Source organism: Halarcobacter mediterraneus (genome assembly GCF_004116625.1).
Classification (GTDB): Bacteria; Campylobacterota; Campylobacteria; order Campylobacterales; family Arcobacteraceae; genus Halarcobacter; species Halarcobacter mediterraneus.
In genome coordinates, this window is the sequence record NZ_NXIE01000003.1 from 292,657 (window position 1) to 313,353 (window position 20,697).

General features: G+C 29.2%; 17 protein-coding genes. 5 read left to right on the forward strand and 12 right to left on the reverse strand.

The genetic code is table 11. From position 1 onward, the window contains the following. Positions 1-68 precede the first annotated feature (68 nt). The 11 genes from CP965_RS08945 to CP965_RS08995 all read right to left on the reverse strand — a co-directional run bounded on the left by CP965_RS08945 (position 69) and on the right by CP965_RS08995 (position 13,080). Positions 69-2,897 (reverse strand): FAD-binding and (Fe-S)-binding domain-containing protein, encoded by a 2,829-nt coding sequence (locus tag CP965_RS08945; protein ID WP_129061750.1) that lies wholly within the window; start codon positions 2,895-2,897, stop codon positions 69-71. Positions 2,898-3,072: 175 nt separating this feature from the next. Beyond that, positions 3,073-4,446: a TRAP transporter large permease gene (locus CP965_RS08950; protein ID WP_129061751.1), complete on the reverse strand. Its 1,374-nt coding sequence runs from the start codon at positions 4,444-4,446 to the stop codon at positions 3,073-3,075. Next, complete coding sequence (locus tag CP965_RS08955) at positions 4,443-5,069, reverse strand: TRAP transporter small permease subunit (protein ID WP_129061752.1); 627 nt, start codon at positions 5,067-5,069, stop codon at positions 4,443-4,445. Before CP965_RS08955 ends, CP965_RS08950 begins: the two co-directional genes overlap by 4 nt. Before the next feature lie 116 nt (positions 5,070-5,185). Then, on the reverse strand, positions 5,186-6,256 hold the full coding sequence (locus CP965_RS08960; protein ID WP_129061753.1) for a TRAP transporter substrate-binding protein: 1,071 nt from the start codon (positions 6,254-6,256) through the stop codon (positions 5,186-5,188). Positions 6,257-6,417: 161 nt separating this feature from the next. Next, the gene (locus CP965_RS08965) at positions 6,418-7,062 is read right to left on the reverse strand and encodes a response regulator transcription factor (protein WP_129061754.1); all 645 of its coding nucleotides are present in this window, start codon (positions 7,060-7,062) and stop codon (positions 6,418-6,420) included. Positions 7,063-7,065: 3 nt separating this feature from the next. Further along, a complete protein-coding gene (locus tag CP965_RS08970; protein WP_228712700.1) occupies positions 7,066-9,237 on the reverse strand; it encodes an ABC transporter substrate binding protein in 2,172 nt (723 codons plus the stop codon). 43 nt (positions 9,238-9,280) lie between these two features. After that, on the reverse strand, positions 9,281-9,865 hold the full coding sequence (locus CP965_RS08975) for a LutC/YkgG family protein (protein ID WP_129061756.1): 585 nt from the start codon (positions 9,863-9,865) through the stop codon (positions 9,281-9,283). Continuing rightward, positions 9,855-11,237 carry a lactate utilization protein B gene (locus tag CP965_RS08980; protein WP_129061757.1) on the reverse strand — a complete coding sequence of 461 codons (1,383 nt, stop codon included), beginning with the start codon at positions 11,235-11,237 and terminating at the stop codon, positions 9,855-9,857. The genes CP965_RS08975 and CP965_RS08980 overlap by 11 nt, the downstream gene beginning before the upstream one ends. Next, positions 11,234-11,983, reverse strand: coding sequence for a (Fe-S)-binding protein (locus CP965_RS08985; RefSeq protein ID WP_129061758.1), 750 nt, complete (start codon positions 11,981-11,983; stop codon positions 11,234-11,236). The genes CP965_RS08980 and CP965_RS08985 overlap by 4 nt, the downstream gene beginning before the upstream one ends. A 93-nt stretch (positions 11,984-12,076) precedes the next feature. Next, positions 12,077-12,649 carry a class I SAM-dependent methyltransferase gene (locus CP965_RS08990; RefSeq protein ID WP_228712701.1) on the reverse strand — a complete coding sequence of 191 codons (573 nt, stop codon included), beginning with the start codon at positions 12,647-12,649 and terminating at the stop codon, positions 12,077-12,079. Then, complete coding sequence (locus CP965_RS08995; protein ID WP_129061759.1) at positions 12,646-13,080, reverse strand: deoxycytidylate deaminase; 435 nt, start codon at positions 13,078-13,080, stop codon at positions 12,646-12,648. Before CP965_RS08995 ends, CP965_RS08990 begins: the two co-directional genes overlap by 4 nt. Before the next feature lie 215 nt (positions 13,081-13,295). Between CP965_RS08995 and accB the strand changes: the two genes are divergently transcribed. From accB to CP965_RS09015, 4 genes are all read left to right on the forward strand, one after another. Beyond that, on the forward strand, positions 13,296-13,757 hold the full coding sequence (gene accB / locus CP965_RS09000; protein WP_129061760.1) for an acetyl-CoA carboxylase biotin carboxyl carrier protein: 462 nt from the start codon (positions 13,296-13,298) through the stop codon (positions 13,755-13,757). A gap of 14 nt (positions 13,758-13,771) precedes the next feature. After that, complete coding sequence (locus CP965_RS09005; RefSeq protein WP_129061761.1) at positions 13,772-15,124, forward strand: acetyl-CoA carboxylase biotin carboxylase subunit; 1,353 nt, start codon at positions 13,772-13,774, stop codon at positions 15,122-15,124. A gap of 237 nt (positions 15,125-15,361) precedes the next feature. Further along, the gene (locus tag CP965_RS09010; protein WP_129061762.1) at positions 15,362-16,801 is read left to right on the forward strand and encodes a DEAD/DEAH box helicase; all 1,440 of its coding nucleotides are present in this window, start codon (positions 15,362-15,364) and stop codon (positions 16,799-16,801) included. 527 nt (positions 16,802-17,328) lie between these two features. Then, positions 17,329-18,558 (forward strand): porin family protein, encoded by a 1,230-nt coding sequence (locus CP965_RS09015; RefSeq protein ID WP_129061763.1) that lies wholly within the window; start codon positions 17,329-17,331, stop codon positions 18,556-18,558. Between the two features lie 39 nt (positions 18,559-18,597). Here CP965_RS09015 and CP965_RS09020 read toward each other — a convergent pair whose 3' ends face one another. After that, complete coding sequence (locus tag CP965_RS09020) at positions 18,598-18,807, reverse strand: hypothetical protein (RefSeq protein WP_129061764.1); 210 nt, start codon at positions 18,805-18,807, stop codon at positions 18,598-18,600. A 259-nt stretch (positions 18,808-19,066) separates the two neighbouring features. Here CP965_RS09020 and CP965_RS09025 point away from each other — a divergent pair, with 259 nt between their 5' ends. Next, complete coding sequence (locus CP965_RS09025) at positions 19,067-20,647, forward strand: inorganic phosphate transporter (protein WP_129061765.1); 1,581 nt, start codon at positions 19,067-19,069, stop codon at positions 20,645-20,647. Positions 20,648-20,697 lie beyond the last annotated feature (50 nt).

Below are 20,697 nucleotides of genomic sequence, written 5' to 3' on the forward strand. Positions count from 1 at the left end.
AAAAACAGACATTTTACCAAATTAATGGTAAATATCTGTTTTGTTCTAAAAAAAGATTATTTATTTTTTTAATTTGTACACTTATCCACTAGATAAAAAATAGAATTATAATCTAAGCCAGAAGTTTCGCTTAAACCAATTTCACAAGTCTTTGAAGTAGAAAATGCATATTTCGCACCTTTTACATCATCTTTTAAAAATCTAAGTGCAGATTGATTAAGTTCAGGGAAAGTAAAGCCTCTATCCCCTGCAAAACCACAACATTTTACATTTTCTGGAACAATTACATTTGTTGAACACATTTTTGCTAATTCTATAAACTTTTCATGTAATCCCATTTTTCTTGATGAACAAGTTGTATGAATAGTTATTGGTTCATCTATTTGTGTAAACTTTAAATTCTCTTTTAATACATCTAAAGTAAACTCAATTGGCTCATAAACCTTCATTCCATCTTGGAAACTTTCAAGCATCTTTTTAGTACAAGGACTTGTATCACAAAGTATTGGATACTCTCCAAAATTACTAATCTCTTTTAAAGCCTGCTCTAACTCATCACTTTTTTGTTTAGCTTGCTTATTAAACCCTTTTGAAGAAAAAGGCATTCCACAACATAAGCTATCTATATTCTTAGGAAATAGTACTTGGTAACCAGCTTTTTGAAGTAAGCTAACTGTTATATCAAAGAGTTCTTCTTCAACTGTTGTTTTGCTATCTCTTCCCATTGTTCTATTTATACAAGAAGGGAAATATACAACTTTTTTATCTACAAGTCTTTGCTCAAAGTTTGTATCTATTGAAGTTGGTCTTGGTAGACTTGCACTCCATTTTGGTAAGTTTCCTTTTGTTAGGTCTCTCATAGAAGAAGTGAAACCTTCCATACTTGGTGTTCCAATCATCTTATGAAGTAAATTAGCTCCACCTAAACCAAATTTCATTCCCTTTAAAGTTGTAGAGAAATTATTTGCTACAAAAGAAGCTATTTTATCAGCTCTAGAACTTATTTGTTCAGCTCTTAAATGTTTTGTTAAACTTCCAGTATCAATCTTAACAGGACAAGCAGTTGAACATAAAGAACATGTTGCACATGTTTCTATTCCATCATATTGATATAAATCTTTATACTCTTTAGCCTCCTCAAAGTTTCCTTCTCTTTCAAGCTTAGAGATTTCTCTATTTATAACAATTCTTTGTCTAGGAGTTAAAGTAATATCATTTGAAGGACAAGTAGGCTCACAGAATCCACACTCAATACAAGTATCAACTAACTCATTTGTTGCAGGCATTGCTTTTAAGTTCTTTAGGTGAGCTTCTGCATCATCATTTATAATAACACCAGGATTTAAAAGTCCTTTTGGGTCAAATACTTCTTTGATTCTTTTCATCATTGAATAAGCAGTTTTACCCCACTCTACTTCAATAAATGCAGCCATGTTTCTTCCTGTACCATGCTCTGCTTTTAAACTTCCTTGATATTTTACTGCAACTGATGAAACTACATCATTCATAAACTCATCATATCTTTTTACTTCAGATTCAATTGAGAAGTCTTGAGTAAATACAAAGTGGAAGTTACCTTCTAATGCATGTCCAAAAATTAAAGCCTCGCTATAACCATGTTTTTTAAATAGTGCTTGTAGCTCCAATGTAGCTTCAGCTAGCACTTCAATAGGATATGCAACATCTTCAATAATAACAGTTGTTCCAACTTCTCTTACTGCTCCAACTGCTGGGAATAATCCTTTTCTAATCTTCCAATAAAGAGTATACTCACGAACATCTTTTGTAAAATAAATATCTCTTACAACAGAGAACTCTTCAAGTAACTCTTCCAGCTCTTTGATTTGAACATCTAAGGACTCATCATTTACTGCTCTTGTTTCTATTAGAAGTGCCGTTACATTTTCATCAAAATCTTTAATATACTCTGGCATCGCTGGATCATTTTCAATACTTGCAAGTCCTGCTCTGTCCATAAGTTCAACTGCATCTACTGTAATAGTTTTTGCTTCACGTGCAAGTTTGATTTTAGTAACCGCATTACAGGCTTCTTTTACATCTTTAAAATAAATAAGTGCTGAAGCTTTATCTTTTAAATCTTCAACTGTTTCATAAGTAATCTCTTCAATAAAGGCTAAAGTTCCTTCACTACCAATAATTAAGTGCTGTAAAATCTCAAATACATCATCAAAATCAATTAGTGCATTTATTGAGTAACCACATGTGTTTTTAATTTTAAACTTTTTTGCAATTAAAGCTGATAACTCTTCATCACTTTTTGTTTCCTTAGAAATCTTTTCTAAACCTTCAATTAAATCTTTATGAGAAAGCTTAAAAGCTTGTTTTGATTCTTCATTTGCAGTATCTAGTTTTGTACCATCTGCAAAAATTAGTTTCATAGATTTTAAAGTCTTATATGAGTTTTGTGAAATTCCACAACACATACCTGAAGCATTATTGGCTGCAATTCCACCAATCATTGCTGCATTTATACTTGCGGGGTCTGGTCCAATTTTTTTACCATATGGTGCAAGTAGATTATTTACTTCTTGTCCTGTAAGTGCAGGTTGTAAAGTAATAGCACTTTTATCATCAGAGATTCTAAAATCTCTAAAGTTTCTAGATGTAACAATTAAAATAGAATCACTTATTGCTTGTCCTGAAAGCGAAGTTCCTGCTGCTCTAAATGTAACACTTAATTCCATTGCATTTGATAATTTTAATATCTCTTCAACTTCTTTTGCATTGTCTGTTTTAATTACAATTTTTGGGATTAATCTATAAAAAGAGGCATCCGTTCCATAAGCTAATGTATGCAACTTGTCTGTAAATAATTTTTTAGTATCAATTATTTTTGATACCTCATTATAAAACTCTTGGTATTTTCCTTCTAACATTTTTTGTCCTTATAAATTTTTCTTTGTTAAATTTATAAAAAATATTATTCAAGGCGTGGGACAGTATATATTCTTTGTTGTGGATCATCAATAAAAGAGTACATTCTATCTTTGGTTTTAAATACTAAATTTGTTAAAAGTTTTAAAAACATCGACATTACATACTCCTTTATCATTATATGTCAGCAGACATTCCAAATATTTCTGGATAAAAGGCAACAAGACCAAGTACTATCACTTGTATTATAATAAAGGGTAGGACTCCTTTATAAATCTGAGAAGTTGTCACCCCAGCTGGAGCACATCCTTTTAAATAAAAGAGTGAAAAACCAAAAGGTGGTGTTAAAAATGATGTTTGTAAGTTCATTGCAATTAAAATCGCAAACCAAACAGGATTGATTCCTAAAGTTTCTGCTACTGGAATTAAAATAGGAACAATAATATATGAAATCTCAATAAAATCAATAAAGAACCCTAAAATTAAAATTGCCAACATTGTGAAAATTACAAATCCCCACTTATCATCACCAGGTAAACTCATCATTGCATGCTCAACAATTTCTTCTCCACCAGTATAAGAAAACACCATAGAAAATGCTGTTGCACCAATTAAAATACCAAAAACCATAGAAGTGATTTTTACTGATTCTAAAGCTGCTTCTTTTACCATTTTAATTGAAAATGTTTTATATAAGGCTGCTAAAACAATCGCACCAATACAACCTACGGCAGCTGATTCAGTTGGAGTGGCAACTCCTGCAAAAATAGAACCAAGAACTAAAATAATTAAAGTTAAAGAAGGAATAATATCTATTAAAGCTCTAATAACTTGTTTCTTTTTACTTCCTCTACTTGGGTCAGCAGGAATTACAGGTGCCATATCTTTTTTTATAAAAGAGACTACTAAAATAAAAACAATATATGCACAAACAAGTGCTAATCCTGGACCAACCGCTGAAGCAAAAAGATCCCCTACTGGTACTTGAAAAACATCCCCTAAAATAATAAGAACAATAGAAGGGGGAATAATTTGACCAAGGGTCCCTGAAGCACAGATTGTACCAGTTGCTAATTCTGTATTGTATTTATATTTTAACATAACAGGAAGAGAAATAACTCCCATTGCCACAACAGAAGCACCTACAACTCCAGTTGAAGCTGCAAGTAAAGTACCAACTAAAACAGTAGAAATTGCAACACCACCTCTAATTTCTCCAAATAAAAACCCCATTGATTCTAAAAGCTTTTCAGCAAGCCCAGTTTTTTGTAAAACAATTCCCATGAAAATAAACATAGGAATTGCCATTAAAATAGTACTTTGTTGTATAGCAAAAATTCTAAAAGGCATATAATCAAACATTGCAATACCCTCAGCCCATCCTTCACTTAAAAGTTGAGCTAAAGCAGTTCCTTCTTCAGAATAAGAAAAAACTTCTAAAAAACCAGCAAATATTCCAAAAAAGACCGAAACAGCTGCAAAGGTAAATGCTACTGGAAATCCAATAATCAGCATAAATAATGCTGTAAAGAACATAACTATACCAATCATTTTGATTCTCCTTTTTCATCTTTATTTGCATAAGGGTCAATATCTACAATATGATGTTTATGGTCATTTAGTTCACATTTTAGATTTTCAATTTCACCTTTTAAATTATATTCATCCATTGGATGTAAACCTTTATATATATTTAAATTTCTAATAAAAAATCCAATTGTTGTGATAATCAATAAAAAGAAAGATAAAGGAATAAGAGATTTAACAATCCATCTGTATGGTAAACCACCTGGATCACCACTTTGTTCCATTGAAAGATAAGCTTCATGAGCATTATTAATTGAACTAAGTCCTACTAAAAGGGCAATAGGTAAAATAAATAATACAGAACCTACCATATTAATAAGCGCTTTTCTTTTAGGGCTAAACTTATCATAAACTAAATCTACTCTTACGTGTCCATCTTCTTTTAGAGTATATGCTACTCCAAGAAGAATGATTACAGAAAAAAGATGCCATTCCATCTCTTGCATTGCAATACTTCCTGTTTTAAAAAAATATCTCATTATTACATCATAAAATACATTTAAAATCATAAGAACCATTGCAATTGCAGTAATAGTTCCAATAAAGTCAGCAAATTTATTAAAAGCTCGCTCAAGTTTTAATAACATTAAAATTCCTTTTGGTTTTAAAAATAAGTAAAATAAAAATATTTTGTTAGTCTATATTTATGTTACTTATCATATAAAACCCTCCTAATGGAGAGTTTTATAGTATTAAGACAAGCCTATAAATTATCTTTTAAGTAAATATAATCAGACATTTCTGTCCACTTTCTAACTTTCTTCTGATAAGCTTCTTGAGAATCAAAAATCTCTTTTAATAGAGGTTGCCCTTTAACCATCTCTTTTCTTAATTCTGCATTTGCTTTTTTCATAGCATCCATTACAGGTTTTGGAAAAGTTTTTACTTTAATATTTGGATATTCTTTTTCCATCTTTTGCCAAGCTTCTGAACTCATATGATAATTTTGAATGTACATATCATAAGCACTTGCTCTCATTGCTGTAATTAAAATCGCTTGTAAATCTTTTGGTAGTTTTTTATAAGCTCTTTCATTTACTAAAAATTGTAAGTCTAATCCTGGTTCATGCCAACCTGTATAATAATAAGGAGCAATTTTATGGAATCCCATATTAATATCCATACCAGGTCCAACCCATTCTAAAGCATCAATCGTTCCTCTTTCAAGTGAAGTATATAATTCACCTGGAGCAATATTAGTTACTGTAAGTCCTAGTTTTGCCATTACTTCCCCTGCAAAACCTGGGATTCTCATTTTAAGACCTTTTAAATCATCTACAGTATTGATTTCTTTTCTAAACCAACCTCCCATTTGATTTCCTGAACTTCCTCCTGGGAAAGACAATACTTTATGTTTTTTATAAACTTTTTTCATAAGTTCCATTCCACCACCATAATAGAACCATGCATATTGTTCTGGCATTGTCATACCAAAAGGCATTGTACTAAAAGGGAAAGTATTAATATCTTTACCTTTCCAGTAATATGAAGCTGAATGTCCCATATCATATTGTCCACCTTTTACCATATCTAAAATTCCCAAGGCAGCTTTGTGTTTGTTTGAAGCATCAACTCTAATGATTAACCTACCATCAGACATTTCCTCAACCATTTTTGCCATATTTTTAGGGGCATCAATAAAGGGTGATAAAGTTGGTCCCCAAGTTGTTGCCAACTTCCATTTATATACTTTTTTAGCCATTGCTTCAGAACTTAATCCCGCAATAAGTGCTGCAGCTACAAGCAGTTTAGTTGTCTTACCAAACATATTCATATGAACTCCTTTTTTTGTGTATCATAAAAATTGTAACTTGCAGAAATGAAAAAGATATGATATTTTGCTTTTATAAAGTAAGAAAGAAGCTATTTTTAAGGAAATTTTATTAGTTTCTTGATTTTTATTAAAATTGCTATTTTTGTGCTATTATAGACCGATTACTCAACTTTAAAAATATATCCTGTATCAACTACGGTATGAATATAATCTTTTTTTAAAACTTTTCTAAGTCTTCTTACTAAAGACCTAATTGAGTCAATTGAAGCAAAAGAACCTTCCCAAACATAACTTTCTATTTCCGCATAGGTTATTACTTGATTTTTCTTAGTTAAAAGTAAGTTCATAAGTAATCTCTCTTTTTTTGTAAGTCTATGTTCTTCAGTTTCCATACATAAAGTTGAAGATTTATAATCAAAATAAGAGTTTTCATCAAAGTACTCCTTTTCATCTTTTATTTTACATAGTTTTTCTATTTTTATTTCAAGTTCATCAATAAAAAATGGTTTTTTTAAATAATCATTACAACCAAAGTCATATGCTTCTTTTATCATATCAAGCTCAACTGTTGCACTTATTATAATAATCGGTACCTCAGCATAATAATTTCTAATTTTCTTTAAGATATTTATTCCATCAATATTAGGTACATTTATATCAAGAATAAAGCAAGAAAAACCTTCATCTATACTATCTAAAGCCTCTTTTCCATCTATATAATTAAAAACTTTGTAACCTTTAATTTCTAATCTTTTTTTTATGGTTTCATTTAACTTTTTATTATCTTCAAGTAATAAGATTTTCATTTTTTACCTCTTTTTTGGAAGTTTTATAGTAAAGACTACATTTTTATCTCTATTTTGTGCTGTTATTTGTCCATTCATCTTATCTTCAACAATTACTTTAGCCATATAAAGACCAAAACCTGTACCCCTTTTTTTAGTTGTGAAATAAGGTTCAAATATTTTATCAATTATATTTGCTTCAATATTTCCACCATCATCCATTATCTCTATTTTATTATGATTTTTAGATTCTTCAATATTAATAGTTAAATTATATTTTTCTTCTGTCTTTTTTTCTAAAATTTTATTTTTTGCATTATTAATTAAATTTAATAAAACTTGTTTAAATTCATTTTCATAACCATAAATTAATAAATCATCATTTTTATAGTTTATTTTCATATTTATATTTGAATAAAAAAGTTGTTTTCCCATAATTTCTAAAATTTCTTCAAAGGAATTTCTTATTGAAAAGATAACTTTTTTTGTTGATGGTTTTAAAAAGTTTCTAAAATCTGTCAAAGTTTTAGACATATATTTTATTTGAACCATTGAATCATTTACAAATTCCTCAACTTGGGAATTTTTTAATTCTCCTAATAAAAATGATGTTTGTATATCTTGAACTTGGGCAGAAAGTTCGACTAAAGGTTCATTCCACTGGTGAGCAATTGCTGCAATCATGTCACCCATTTCAGCTAATTTACCTTGCTGAATTAAAAACTGTTTTTGTTGTACCTCTTCTGTAATATCATCCATTATACATACAATTCCACCAATTGAACTGTCATTGTTAAGATATACAGCTTTTTTGATAATTATATGTTTCATTTGATTGTCATTTAAATGTAAAGTCATCTCAGAAGTATTTTTACCCAATGTTTTTAAAAGTCTTTTATCTATTAATTCATTTTTATTAGCTATATCCGAAGGGAAAAAATCCCTCGCGTTTTTTCCTATTACTTCTTTTTTGGGAATATCTAGAAGATCAGAAAAAGCTTTGTTGCAACCTAAAAACTTTCCATCTATATTTTTATAATAGATTGCATTAGGTAAAGTATCTAATAAAACCTTATCAAACTTAATCCTATTTTGTAAATCCTTTTCTACTTTTTTTCTTCTTTGAATATTTGCTTTCATTGAAAAAATCATAATTAATAAAACACTAATAATTATGACTATAGTTACAATAAGTTTTGTATACTTCCTAAAAAAATCATGGGGTTCATTTATTATTTCATACTCTTCTAAAATATCTTTAACACTTAAATCAAATCTATCTAACTCTTTATAATCAAAAATATATCTATTTGGGGATTTTTCTATAATTGGAATTTCCCTTACATCTTTTCCATTTAATACTTGCATAGCCATATAAGAAACAGCTTCACCTTGTGCTTTTGCAGAAGTTAATAAGCCACCTATCATTCCATAATCTAAATAAAAATCCCAAAGACCATAAATAGGTACTTGACTCACATCATATATTTTTTTAAAACTTTGCTTATAAGTAAAAAACTTTCCTGTAGTATCTTTAAATAAAAGTACAAATAAAAGAGCACTTTTTTTTCTGTTTAAATTAAGTACCTTCTTTTTTAAGTTATCAATATCTAAATTATCTATATACTCAATATTAATCTTTTTTGAATACTTCTCAATAACTTTTCTTAAATCTCTTTTTACTGCATATCCTGTTTTTGATTTATCATTTATTATTACCAACTTTTCTAAATTTGGTTGCATTCGTAAAATCAACTCAAAATTCTTTTCTAAATCAACTTGTTCAACGACACCTGTCATATATTTTTTCATATTATTTTGTTCTAAAAAAGCTTTATCAAAATTATTAATTCCACAAAATAGTATAGGTAAATCTTTAAAAAGATACTCATGGTATTTAATTGCAAAATCAAAAGCATTATTATCACTAACAATTACAAGGTCAAAATCCCTTGTGGATAACTGTTTTTTGTAAATTTCTCCCAATTGATTTAAATATCTAGAGCCTGCTATATGTTTGGTATCCATATAAATAGTTGTAAGGTTTATATCTTTTTCATCTTTAAATCTTTTTTCAATTTCTAAAGAAATATCATCACTCCATTTATACCCTTTATGATATGAATGAAGTAATAATACTTCCTTTGAAGCAAAAGAAAAAGTAAAAGCAACTAATACAACTAATAATATTTTCAAAATAATCCTTCTATTATTTTATGATTATATCACAGATACTAGCTTATTCTACAAAAATCACATATCCTGATTTAGGACCGTGCGCTCCAATTACCAAGGATTGTTCAATATCTGCAGTTTTAGAAGGACCACTAATAAACGCTCCATATGAAGGCTCACCAAAAGAGATTAATTCATAGGCTTCATGCATATTATTAACTATCGCACTTTTTTCTAATACTAAAATGATATTTTGTGCAATGAAATATAAAGCTCTGTGTCTGTTGTCCCTATTTTTAACCCAAACAGCACCATTTTCTGCAACTGCAAATTCACCTTTTACAACAGCTAAATCAATATCTTTTAGCTTATGTGGATCATTCTCTTTATTTGCATCAAAGTTTGCTAAAGAAAAGCCCTCTACATTGGAAGTTATAATTTTTTCATCTGGATATATAGATTTAATTGTTTCTTCTAACTCTTCTTTTTTAATAAATAAAGCTTTTCCTCCAACTGATTCAAGCATAGTTGAAAAGTAAGAGTGTTTATCTTCAAAAGTTAATCCAAAATTTGAGTAATCTGGAAGAGTTGTATCTTGGACTACATTATTAGTTCTAATATTTTTTAATATTAATTCTTTACTTGTCATTTCCAAACTCCTCTTTATAAAGCTCTTTAAAACTTTTCTTTGGCATATCAGGTAAATCCCTTTGTTTTCCCCAAACATTAAATCTATTGTAAATCATAAACTTAGGTAAATTTGGTACCACTTTTCTGGCTATCTTTCCTGCAAAATCAAATAGTGCTGGTTTACTCATTAACCAAGATGCAAATTGCATAGAAAGTCTTTTTTGATTTGAGATAATATTCATTTCCCTTAAATCTTGTCTATGGGTGTAAAGTTGCGAATCTAGGTCAATCTTAACAGGACAAACATTTGTACAAGAACCACAAAGAGTACAAGCAAATGATAAAGTTTTATGCTTTTTTGGATCCCTAAATGTTCCTAATGTTGATCCAATTGGACCAGGAATAACATAATCATATGAGTGACCACCAGATCTTCTATAAATAGGACAAGTATTCATACAAGCTCCACATCTAATACAGTTTAATGCTTTTTTATAAGATTCAGACTGTAAAAATGGTGTTCTTTTATTATCCACAATTACAATATGCATTTGTCCACCTTCAACTGGTCCATGAAAGTGAGAAGTATATGAAGTGATAGCTTGTCCAGTTGCACTTCTTGCAAGAAGTCTTGTAAATACAGATAAATCTTGAAGTCTAGGAATTACTTTTTCAATTCCCATACATGCAATATGAAGTTTTGGTAAAGAAGCACCCATGTCTGCATTACCTTCATTTGTACAAACTACAACTCCACCTGTATTTGCAATAGCAAAGTTAACCCCTGTAATACCAGCATCAGCATCTAAGAACTTTTGTCTTAAATCTTCTCTTGCTGCTCTTGTTAAATATGTAGGGTCATAGTTTCCTTTTTCAGTTCCCATTTCTTTATGAAAAGTATCAGAAACATCTTGTTTTTTTAAGTGAATTGCAGGAAGTACAATATGAGAAGGTGGTTCATTTCTAAGTTGAACAATTCTTTCACCTAAATCGGTATCAACTACTTCCATTCCTTTTGACTCTAGGTATGGATTTAAATGGCACTCTTCTGTTAACATAGATTTTGATTTAACAACTTTTTTTACGTTGTTCTCACTTAATATTCTATGTACTATTTCATTGTGTTCTTGTGCATCTTTTGCAAAATGAACTTTTATTCCCTTTGCATTTGCATTTTTTTCAAACTCTAAAAGATATTTATCTAAGTTTGCCATAGTATGAGACTTGATTTGATCTGCATATTTTCTTAAAGTTTCCCACTCTGGAATAGTTTTTGAGATTCTATCTCTTTTTTCTCTTACAAACCAAAGAGCTTGGTCATGCCAATGCATTCTTTCATCGTTTGCAACAAACTCTTTTGCTTTTGCTGGATGGTTATGTAAAATACTCATAATTGAACCTTTCCTGCAAGGATTTCAGTTATATGCATTACTTTTAAAGGTTTATTTTCTCTATTTATTAAACCTTGCATATGCATAAGACATGACATATCAGCACCTGTCATTATCTCAACATTTGAGTCAATGTGGTCTTTAATTCTATCTTTACCCATTGCAACAGAAATATCTTCTTCTGTTATAGCAAAGGTTCCACCAAAACCACAACACTCATCTTCTCTGTTTAATTCAACAATTTCTATTCCCTCTACTAAATTAAGTAGGTTTTTTAGCTTATTATTTTTAGGAATATTAAGTTCACTTGCACTTCCTAATTTTAAACCTCTATGTCCATGACAAGAGTTATGAACTCCTACTTTGTGTGGGAAATAAGAATCAATTTTTTCTACTTTAATAATATCATGTAAAAATTCACACACTTCGTAAATAGAAGTTTTCACTTTATTGTAGTCTTTATCATCTTCATCAAAAAATGCTTCGTAATGATCTTTTACCATAGTTACACATGAACCAGTTGGAGCAACAATATAGTCATATTTTTTGAATATTTCCACAAACCTAAGTGCTAATGTTTTCATATCTTTAGAGCAGCCTGAATTTGCCATTGGCTGCCCACAACATGTTTGGTCCATTGGATACTCAACATCCATATTAAATTTCTTTAATAGTTTTAAAGTTGCCATCGAACTATTTGGATACAACTCATTCATAAAACAGGGAATAAATAAACCTACTTTCATCATAATATCCTTAATCTATTTTTGATTTATAGAAAAAGTATATATTATCAATATGAGAAATTTATGATATTTTACTATATTTGACTAAATAGTTTAGTGCTTTAAAAAAATGGAAATATCATTATCCAAGTAATAGTCTTTTATATAAATTTCTTTACCTAAGCCTTCACAAAAGTCAATTACTTTTTCATATGCTACACCATTTAAAGTATGAGATTTTAGAAAATTAAAAACAAAACCTTTTTTTGAAGAATTTAAACAATTTTCAATAAACCTAAACATCTGTTTTTTTCTAAGTATATTCATAGCACCACTACAAACAAAATAATCAGCTTCAGGCAAAGAGTCTTTTAAAATATCTTTTACTAAAAATTTATTATTAGGAAAACGCTTTTCACTTAAAGAAATCATCTTCTCTTCAACATCAATACCAAGATATAATTTAGGCTCTAAACTGGACTTTTTCAAATAATTTAAATACTCTGCGAAGCCACATCCTGCATCTACTAAAGTTGATTTTTCAATATCTTCTTTTATAAAAGAGTTTAATATTTCGAATCTAAGGTATTGAGTAAATTGGGACTGCCAATGTACACCTCTTGCACTTATTCCATATTTATCTATTGCTTTTTTATAGAATTTATGATTATTAATTCCACCAATCATTTAATTTGCTCTATTATAACTCCATTGTCTTTTATAAATTTAGAAACAATATCAGAGTTGGTATGTTCATAAGCTTTATCATAAACTATTCTTTTAATACCTGCAGCTATTAAATTTTTAGAACATTCACTGCAAGGTTCCAAAGTTACATATATAGTACCACCCTCAATACTAATCCCTTTTCTTGCAGCCCAAATTAAAGCATTCATTTCTGCGTGAATCTCATAAGTTTTTGACCACTCATGATGATCTTTTGTATATTCTCCATCCCAATGTGTACTACAATTAATATAACCAGCTGGTGTTCCATTATATCCAGTAGATAAAATTCTCCCATCTTTTACAATCACTGCACCTACTTGTTTTGACACACATTTTGAAGCACTTGCAATTTCATGTGCAATGTTAATAAAATTTCTATCACTTATCATTTTTCTTCCTAGTTTCAATTAATTTCATAAAAATTACCACAAAGTTGTATTTTTATAAATTAGTGTTTTTTTATCAGTTTATGCTCTTTTTTTATCTCTATTTAGTATATTTTGTAAGATATGAGCTAATTTTACCATAATTCTAAAATTTACTATAAGAATTTATAACATTAATTATGGTATTATTTCCAAAATTTGATTATAAAAGGTTAAACATGGATTTTAAAGAAATAAAAGAATTAATAAGAGTATTTGATAAAAGTGAATTAAATAAACTAAAAGTAAAAGAAGGAGAATTTGAAGTTTCTATGCAAAAAGGGTTTGAAACTGGAACTGTAGTAACAACTGCTGCTCCAATTGCAGCACCTGCACCTGCTACTACTCAAGCAGCACCTGTTCCTGCTGTAGTTCCAGGAGAATCAGCAACTACTATTGCAGGAGATACAATCAACTCTCCTATGGTAGGAACATACTATGAAGCTCCATCACCAGAAGCTCCTGCTTTTGTAAAAAAAGGTGATACTGTAAAAAAAGGTCAAACACTTTGTATTTTAGAAGCAATGAAAATTATGAATGAAGTTGAAGCAGAATTCGATTGCAAAATTATTGATGTTTTAATTGAAAATGGAAAACCTGTTGAATATGATATGCCATTATTTGCAGTAGAAAAACTTTAATAAAGAGTTTTGCTATGGCTGAAATAAAAAAGATATTAATCGCTAATAGAGGAGAAATAGTTCAAAGAGCTATTAGAACTATTAGAGAAATGGGTAAAAAATCTGTTGCAATTTATAGTGTAGGAGATAAAAATGCTTCATATTTAAAACATGCAGATGAAGCAATTTGTATTGGTGATGTTAAATCAATTGATTCATATTTAAATATTCCTGCAATTATCACTGCTGCTGAAATTACAGGTTGTGATGCAATTTTTCCAGGATATGGATTTTTATCAGAAAATCAAGATTTTGTAGAAATTTGTAAATTACATGATATTAAATTCATTGGTCCATCAACTGATGTAATGGAAAAAATGGCTGATAAATCAAAAGCAAAAGATGAAATGATAAAAGCAGGTGTTCCTGTTGTTCCAGGTAGCCCTGGTGCCGTTCATTCTGTAGAGGAAGCTAAAAAAGTTGCTGAAGAAATTGGTTATCCAATTATGGCAAAAGCAAGTGCAGGTGGTGGTGGAAGAGGAATGAGACTTATTGAATCAGAAGATAAATTTGAACAACTTTTTACAGCTGCCTCTTCTGAAGCACTTGCTGCCTTTGGTGATGGAACAATGTATCTTGAAAGATTTATCAATAATCCAAGACATATTGAAGTACAAGTTGTTGGTGATTCTCATGGAAATGCTATTCATATTGGAGAAAGAGATTGTTCACTTCAAAGAAGACACCAAAAAGTTATTGAAGAGTCTCCTGCAATTTTGTTAAATGAAGAAACAAGACAAAATCTTTTAGATGTTGCTGTTAAGGCAACAAAATATTTAAAATATGAAGGAGCTGGTACATTTGAATTTTTAGCAGATGACCAACAAAACTTCTATTTTATGGAAATGAATACTAGACTTCAAGTTGAACATCCTGTTTCAGAAATGGTTTCTGGAATTGATATTATTGAACTAATGATAAAAGTTGCACAAGGAGAAGAATTGCCTCCTCAAGAGACTATTAAGTTTAGAGGACACTCTATTGAAGTAAGAATTACAGCAGAAGACCCAAACTCTTTCCTACCAAGTCCTGGAAAAGTTTCACAATGGTTTGTTCCAGGAGGAAGAAATGTAAGAGTTGACTCTCATGTTTATGCAGGATATATAGTTCCTCCTTATTATGACTCAATGATTGGAAAACTAATTGTTTGGGGAAGAAGTAGAGAAAAAGCTATAAATATTATGAAAAGAGCTTTAAATGAGTTTGAAGTAGAAGGAATTAGAACAACTATTCCATTCCATAAAAAGATGATGGAAAATGAAGATTTTATTTCAAATAATTATGATACAAAATACTTAGAAAACTATAAAAAATTAGATGACTTATAAAAGCTAGAGGTAACCACCTCTGGCTTTACAGCTTTCTTTTAGCCTATTTTAGATATAATTGGCAAAACTATACACAGATATATACTATTTCTACTTTGAGTCTCTAGTTTCAAAGCACTGCTTTTTTCAGTAAGCATCAAGTTTTTTAATCAAGTTTTATTAAATACAAACGGTTTATATTAGTGTATTTTTTTATATTAAATGCCTATGTCAAGGCAAAATACACAAAGGTAATAAATGACATTTAATGAATTTAATTTCAAAGAAAACTTACAAAAAGCAATTGATGAAGCAGGTTTTAAAGAACCAAGTCCTATTCAAAAAGATGCTATTCCTGTAATTCTAGAAGGAAAAGATATTGTAGGTCAAGCACATACAGGTACAGGAAAAACAGCAGCTTTTGGTTTACCACTTATTAATAAGATGAAAGGTGATAAAGAAGTTGAAGCTGTAGTAATTGTTCCTACAAGAGAACTTGCAATGCAAGTTAGTGACGAACTTTTTAGGTTTGGTAAAAATCTAGGAATTAACACAGCAACAGTATATGGTGGACAATCTTATTCAAGACAGTTAAAACATATTGAAAATGCAGGTATTATTGTAGCAACTCCAGGAAGATTTTTAGACTTATTAAAAGGTAAAAAGATTAATATCAAACCTTCTTTTATAGTTCTAGATGAAGCAGATGAGATGCTTGATATGGGATTTTTAGATGATATTAAAGAAATCTTCAACTTTATGCCAAAAGAAAGACAAACACTATTGTTTTCTGCAACAATGCCTACAGCAATAAAAACTCTTGCTAAAACTATTTTAAAAGAACCAGAGTTTATAACTATTACAAAATCAGAAATAACAAATTCAAAAATTACTCAAACATTTTATGTGGTTGATGAATTTGAAAGAGATGATGCTTTAATTAGACTTTATGATTTTAAAAACCCTGAGAAATCTATCATTTTTTGTAGAACGAAAAAAGAAGTTGATAGATTATCTACATTTTTAGTTTCTCAAGGCTTTAGTGCTAAAGGTCTTCATGGAGATATGGAACAAAGACAAAGAGAAGAAGCAATAAATGCTTTTAAAAAGAAAAAACTAGAAATTTTAATTGCTACTGATGTTGCAGCAAGAGGACTAGATGTAAATGATGTAACTCATGTATTTAATTATCATTTACCATTTGATTCAGAAAGCTATGTTCATAGAATTGGAAGAACTGGACGTGCAGGAAAAGATGGGACAGCAGTTTCTATTGTAACTCCCCATGAATTTAGAATGTTACAAAAAATTCAAAAAGCTACTGGTGGAAAACTTGAAGCTAAAGTTATTCCAAATGTAGCATCTGTAAAAGAAAAAAAGACTGACTCATTAAAAAGTAAAATCACAGAACAAAAAGTTTATGATTCTGGGGTTGATTTAGTTGAATCTTTAAAAGAAGAATATGATTTATCAACAATTGCTCACAAACTAGCTTCTATGCTTACAAATAGTACTTATGTAAAAGGAAATAATAATATCGGTAAATCTCATACAGATATTAAAAGACTATTTGAAAGACTTAAAGACGATAGAGGAAATGGTGGTTCAAGAAATGGTAATAGAGGTGGAAGAGGAAGAAGAAATAGCAACTCTAGAAATAGAAACCAAGACCAAAAAAGAAGACCAAGAAGAAGATAAAAATTGGGAATTTTTTCCCAGTTTTATTAAGTAAAAACTACGCCTACAGAAAACTCTAATTTTATTTTTGATAACATCTATCAAAAATCTCAAGTAAGAAAATGACAAAACATTACAAAAACCTTCTTTATTATATCCAAAGAATGGTAGGTGATAAAGAACAAGCTATAGATATTATGTAAAAGCCTTGGAACCCAACCGTAAGTTTATAAATTATTAGTTAGAACCAATATTTTATAAAAAGTTAACGAACTTATAATGAGATTATTTACTTTTCATTATTCTTTTTTGTTTATAATTTCTTTAGTAGGTTTCAAACTTATATTGTATATTCTCCCCCGATTATTCAATATTTGAAGCCTCATTTAATCTCCAAAATTAGAACATGGGTTTATATGCTGAGAATTGTGTTCCTTGTATTAGTATTGATTCATATAAATTTCCATGTTCTACCTTTAACTAAAAACTTTTTATATATACTTTTTATAGTATAATTCTCTTACAATAAGGGGTTAAAAGGTTTATCTATGAGTAAAAGTATTTTTCTTTTTTTTACTTTTTTTTTATTATCAACTAAACTTCTTGCAGAAGAAAATACTTATGAGTTTGTAGATACTTATAATGGTTTTAATGATAAATTAAAATGGGTAAATCTAGATAAAGAAGAAGCTGAATTTAAAATGGGTAAAGAAGATGACTTTTTCAAATATATGCTAAATTATAAGCTTAAAAAAGCTGGTTATCAAAGTGACGACAATACTTATACTAAATATAATGATTTATATGATGAAGAAAATATGTATAATCTTTTATTCAATAATTATATGTATCTAAATAATGAAATCTGGTTAGATATTAATATGCAATATAAAGACTCTATAGGAAGTAACTATATTGCTAGCTCTATTTACAGAAAAAAAGATATTTCTCAAGAGTCTAATATAAAACTATACTATAAACCCTACTCTTTTCTTACTACAAGTTTAAGTTTTGAAGGAACAAATATAGACACGATAGGTCATAAATCAGACTACAAAGTTTTTAAAGATAATAAAAACAAAAAGTTTAGTTTTAATGTAAAAAGTGATTTTGATTTTTTTTCCATTGATACCTCTTTATATCAAATCAATCGAGACTATATATATAGAAAAGAAAAAGAACTAGACAATGATTATATAGAAACAAGCGATAAAAGATATAAAGGAATTAGTCTTTCACTATCAAAAGAAGTTCAAAACTCATACTCTATAAAAACTTCATTTTTTAAAGTAGATCGGGATTATAATTATATCTATGATGAAGAAGAGGATAATAGTTTTAAAAATATTGAAGAAGACTATCAAGGAGTTGAACTTTCTTTGTCAAAGAATTTAAGTGAAGATATTAAAGTAACCACCTCAGCAAAGGTTACTGATATTGAAGTTACGAATAGTAATTTGGATTATCTAATAGGTAAAAAACCTAAATATTCTCCTGAAAAAAAAGCCGATGTAAGTTTAGAATATAGTTTAAAAAATATAAAATTTATAAGTAAAGTTTCACATGTTGCAAAAAGGTATAGTGATAGTTCAAACAATGAAGAACTCGATAGTTATACAATAGGAAGTATTGGTGCTTCTTTTTTCACGCAGTTTAGAAATAAAGACTTGAGAATTGATTTAGATATAAAAAATATACTAAATGAAGAGTATTATATTTATTCTGATACGCAAGGGGATCCTAGAACTTTTCTTTTTAATATAATGCTTGAGTTATAAAATTTCATTAAGAAGAGGTTACCCTCTTCTTGTTATTCATTAGTTGTAGTAGTTTTTTAAAGTTTTTTTAGCTTTTCTATAAGCAGTTTTAAAATCTCTACCAAAACCTCTAAAAGCACCATCTTTATTAAAAAATTCAATACTGTTTAGATTTCCTTTTTTCATTGTGATTACTCTAAACACATCAAATTCTTTTTTAACCTTTTCTATCTTTGTAGAATCTTTACTTCTTAAGATTGAAATGCTCATATTTTCTCCTTTTTAATTTAGTTTCTCTATATTTTATTACTATTCTATAGAAAAAAAACTATTTTGTCAAGTAATATTATTTAAATTGTATAAAAATTTAATATTATTTAGAAATTTAGAAGAATATATTATAGAGATATGAAATAATATAGCTAGATTAGTAATATAAAACTTAAGCTTATTTAAAGGTTGTATAAGGAATTACCCAATAAAATCATACCAACACTAAATTACAAAATAGTTACACAAAAGGGAAACTTTGGATATTAAAACACTTCATAAATTTGAAAAAGCTACAGATGAAACACTACCAAGCTTTGCAAAATTTTCTTTAGCACTTATATTCGTTGTACTTGTATTTTTATGGAGCTATACTTCACATGGCAATGTTCATAACAATACTTTCTTAATCATTGGAGCAGTATTTGGTGCTTATATGGCTATGAATATTGGAGCCAATGATGTTGCAAATAATGTTGGTCCAGCTGTTGGCTCAAAAGCGATGACTCTTATGTGGGCAATTATTATTGCTGCCGTATTTGAAGCCGCTGGAGCTTTTATTGCAGGTGGAGATGTTGTAAAGACAATAAAAAAAGGCATTATTGATCCAGCATTAATAACAAATCCTGAAATATTTATTTGGGCTATGACTGCTGCTCTTTTGGCGGCTGCTCTTTGGTTAAACTTCGCAACATCTATAGGAGCACCTGTTTCGACAACACACTCAATTGTAGGTGGAGTAATGGGAGCTGGTATAGCAGCTGCTGGCTTTTCCATAGTTTCTTGGGGAACAATGGCTAAAATAGCAGCTTCTTGGGTTATTTCTCCATTATTAGGTGGAATTATTGCTGCTAGTTTTCTTTATTTTATTAAAAAGAAAATCATTTTTAAAGAGGATTTACTGGAATCTGCTAAAAAATTTGTGCCTATTTTAGTAGCTGTTATGTCTTGGGCATTTTCAACTTACTTAATTCTGAAAGGTGTTAAAAAACTAATAAAACTTGATTTTTTAACTGCTTCCCTTATTGGACTAATTATTGCTATTTGTATTTACTATTTTGTTAAACCACTTGTTATAAAAGCATCTTCAAAAATAGCTAATGATAGAGAAGGGGTTAACTCTTTATTCACAATACCACTTATTTTTGCAGCTGCATTACTATCTTTTGCCCATGGAGCAAATGATGTAGCAAATGCAATTGGACCACTTGCTGCTATAAATGATGCAATAATGCATGGAGGTATTTCTCCAAAAGTTGATATACCTTTTTGGGTAATGGCAGTAGGAGCGATTGGTCTTGCAGTAGGTCTTGCTTTATATGGTCCAAAGCTAATCAAAACTGTTGGCTCTGAAATTACTGAGTTAGATCAAATAAGAGCCTTTTCTATCGCAATGGCTGCAGCTGTAACTGTGATTTTTGCTTCACAATTGGGTCTTCCTGTTTCTTCTACTCATATTGCAGTTGGTGGAGTATTTGGAGTTGGATTCTTAAGAGAGTGGATTGATTCATCAGAAACAAGATTTATAGCAGATACAAGAAAAAAATTTAAAAAAGATAAAAAAATTCTAGATGATTATGAAGAAGAGCTAACTACACTAGAAGCTTTATCAGAAAAAAAGAAATCAGATTATATTAGAATTGCTGAACTTTATAAAAATATTGAAGAAAAAATAGAACAAGTTAGAGAAGATAAAAGAAATTTCAAATCTGCAAAAAAAGTAAAATATGTAAAAAGAGATGCTGTTAAGAAAATAATTGCTGCTTGGATTATTACTGTTCCTACGGCTGCTTTATTATCTGCTGCTATCTTTTTTATGATAAAAGGTATTATGACTTAAAAGCAAATAGACTACTTTTTTTTGATAAGATTCTTTTTTAAGAAAAGGAA